Source organism: Flavobacterium sp. FlaQc-48 (assembly GCF_044007335.1).
GTDB lineage: Bacteria > Bacteroidota > Bacteroidia > Flavobacteriales > Flavobacteriaceae > Flavobacterium.
In genome coordinates, this window is record NZ_JBIPCR010000068.1 from 1 (window position 1) to 359 (window position 359).

Annotated in this window: 1 pseudogene; it reads left to right on the forward strand. The window is 27.9% G+C overall.

Annotation, left to right across the window (positions count from 1 at the left end):
• Window positions 1-160: 160 nt before the first annotated feature.
• Window positions 161-359: pseudogene (locus ACHRWY_RS27615) on the forward strand (hypothetical protein); the annotation flags it as partial.

Below are 359 nucleotides of genomic sequence, written 5' to 3' on the forward strand. Positions count from 1 at the left end.
AACGAACTTTTTTATTTATCCGAATTAAAAAATGACTCGATTTCGAACGAAAATGAAAACGAAAATCTAATTATAAATGAAGAAACAATTAATAAAAATCTTAAAAAAATTTTAATAGAATATAAAGACAGTGCACAATTTAAATTCGAAAAAAGTTTCTATGTACAAAAACCGTAATAGCGCGTCATCCTTGCCAGCTTTCTCTATAATTGAGGCTGTTGTTGGCATGGTAATAACGGCTATTATTATGGGGGTTTTGTTTGTTATTTTTTCGATTATTACCGGCAGAATGTTAGACTTTAAAAACCAAAATCAATTGGTTAATGATCTCAACAGATTAACATATAGTTTAAACAAAG